This is a genomic window from Streptomyces sparsogenes subsp. cuspidosporus (assembly GCF_039532705.1).
In the GTDB taxonomy this organism is placed as follows: domain Bacteria; phylum Actinomycetota; class Actinomycetes; order Streptomycetales; family Streptomycetaceae; genus Streptomyces; species Streptomyces sparsogenes.
Genome location: NZ_BAAASD010000119.1, coordinates 1 through 2,074, shown reverse-complemented (window position 1 = coordinate 2,074; position 2,074 = coordinate 1). Strand labels below are relative to the sequence as shown.

General features: G+C 73.1%; 2 protein-coding genes and 2 pseudogenes. 1 reads left to right on the top strand and 3 read right to left on the bottom strand.

The window, feature by feature from the left end; translation table 11 throughout:
- Window positions 1–120: 120 nt before the first annotated feature.
- A pseudogene (locus tag ABFY07_RS42610) lies at window positions 121–513 on the bottom strand (fibronectin type III-like domain-contianing protein); the annotation flags it as partial.
- Window positions 514–606: 93 nt separating this feature from the next.
- Window positions 607–828: an ABC transporter permease family protein gene (locus ABFY07_RS42605; RefSeq protein ID WP_346179603.1), complete on the bottom strand. Its 222-nt coding sequence runs from the start codon at window positions 826–828 to the stop codon at window positions 607–609.
- A gap of 168 nt (window positions 829–996) precedes the next feature.
- Between ABFY07_RS42605 and ABFY07_RS42600 the strand changes: the two genes are divergently transcribed.
- A complete protein-coding gene (locus tag ABFY07_RS42600) occupies window positions 997–1,740 on the top strand; it encodes a GntR family transcriptional regulator (protein WP_346179602.1) in 744 nt (247 codons plus the stop codon).
- A gap of 36 nt (window positions 1,741–1,776) precedes the next feature.
- On the opposite strand, the pseudogene ABFY07_RS42595 reads toward ABFY07_RS42600, so the two are convergent.
- Window positions 1,777–2,074: pseudogene (locus ABFY07_RS42595) on the bottom strand (hypothetical protein); the annotation flags it as partial.

Here is a 2,074-nt window from a genome sequence, read left to right as displayed (position 1 = left end):
CGCAAGATACTGATGGGGGCTGATCGAACGAGGCAATAGGGAGACCGCACACCGGTTTCCGCCGGACCATGTGGGAGTTGCCCATGGGCGATCACCGGAGGGGGCGGCCATCCGCAGGGGGCGTCCGTCCGCGATCGAGCGGCCCGCCTCGACCGCATAGGAGCCGTGCGCGAACGACCACGCGCCCGTCTTCTCGTCCCAGATCTCGAAGGCGCGGCGCGGGAGTCCGACCGTGACCTCGGTGCTCTCGCCGGGACCGGCCTCGACCCCGGCGAAGGCGGCCAGCAGGCGGGCGGGGCGCTCGGTGTCCGGCTCGCCGGGCGACAGGTAGACCTGCACCACCTCGCGGCCCGCGCGCTCGCCGGAGTTGCGGAGGCGGACGGTGGCCGTGGTGCCGTCCGGGGTGACCGACTCGTACGTCCAGTCGTTGTAGCCGAGGCCGTGTCCGAAGGCGTAGGGCGGGGTGCGGCCGGCCTTCTCCCAGGCGCGGTAGCCGAGGAACACGCCCTCGTCACCCCGGCCCGGTGGGCCAGGGCCGGGTCCCCGGTGGCGGCGAGCGCGGTGGGGGAGGGCAGCGCGATCGAGGGGGCGTCGACGGGCGGGGTGTCAGCCCTTGACCGCGCCGGAGAGCATGCCGCGGATGAACTTCCGCTGGCAGAACGCGTACAGCCCCACGACCGGGACGGAGATCAGCACCGCGGCCGCCGCGAGCAGGTTGATGTGCACCAGGTAGCGGCCGGAGAAGGCGCTCAGGCCCAGGGGTATCGGCTGGTGAGCCGGGCCGGAGACCAGGATCAGGGACAGGAAGTAGTCGTTCCAGGTCCACATGCAGTTCAGCAGGACGAAGGTGAGGACCGCGATGTCTCCTGTCCTCGATGGGGGATGGCCGGGAGCCCGGTGCGGGCGAGCCTAAAGCCGAGCAGACCACTTAGTCCAAATATGGGAGTTTGGTTTGCTTGCTTCATCCAGCAGACCAGTGTTGGTACCCTAGGCGGCATGACGAGCGTGGAGGACACCAGGGCGGGGGCCGCCGTCTCACAGACCTACCGCCAACTCAGTGACGCGCTGCGCCGCGGGGTCTATCCGGCCGGAAGCCGGTTGCCCGGGGAGCGCGATCTCGCCACGACCCTCGGGGTCAGCCGCTCCACCCTGCGCCTGGCCCTGGGCAAGCTCGCCGAGGAGAACAAGCTGGAACGCTCGTCGCAGCGCGGCTGGTTCGTCCGCCGCGATGTCGTCGGCGAACCGCCGAGCACCCTGCAGAGCTTCTCCGAGATGGCGCGCGCCCGCGGGCTGCGCCCGCAGTCCGAGGTGCTGCACCGCCGCGCCCGCCCGGCCGCCTTCGAAGAGGCCGAGCAGCTGGCCATCGCCCCGGCCTCGCGCGTCCTCGACCTGCGCCGGCTGCGCCGCCTGGACGGCATGCCGGTGTGCGTGGACTCCAGCGTGGTGGTGCTGGCTCTCGCCCCCCGGCTGGCCGAGATCGACCTCACCGACCGCTCGCTGTACGAGACCCTGGAGCAGGACTGCGGGCTGCGGATCGCCCGCAGCTCCTACACCGTCCGCGCGGCGGCCGCCGACCCGGCCACCGCGGAGCTGCTGGACATCGAGCCGGGCGCGCCGGTGCTGATCGGCGAGGAGCTGACCTACGCCGACGACGGCTCCCTGATCCTGGCCGGCCGGATGGTCTACCGCAGCGACGCCTACCGCTTCCAGGCCGACCTGTTCCGCCCGATCCGCGCCTGACGCCGCCTCGGCCGGCAGGGCCTGGGCGGCCGAGGGTCAGGTGGCCAGGAACTCACGGGGTGGCAGACCGCCCGTCACGTTCTCCACCACGGCCCCGGCCACCGCCGGGTCCGCCAACGCCACCCCGCCCTCGGCGAGGGCGTCCAGCAGGGCGCCCGCCACTGGTGGCAGTGAGCCGCGGCGCGGTACCGCGCCGGGGACGTGGGTGGGCAGCTCCGTGAGGAGCGCCTCGGCGACCGGGGAGTCCTCGGCCATCAGCACCGAGCCGGCCAGCACGACGCTCACGGGCCGGTCGGCCCGCGTGAGGCCGGTGCGTCGCGCGGCCACCCCGGCG

Coding starts and splice junctions, on each gene's coding strand:
- ABFY07_RS42605 (WP_346179603.1), bottom strand. CDS start 828: ATGTGGACCTGGAACGACTACTTCCTGTCCCTGATCCTGGTCTCCGGC.
- ABFY07_RS42600 (WP_346179602.1), top strand. CDS start 997: ATGACGAGCGTGGAGGACACCAGGGCGGGGGCCGCCGTCTCACAGACC.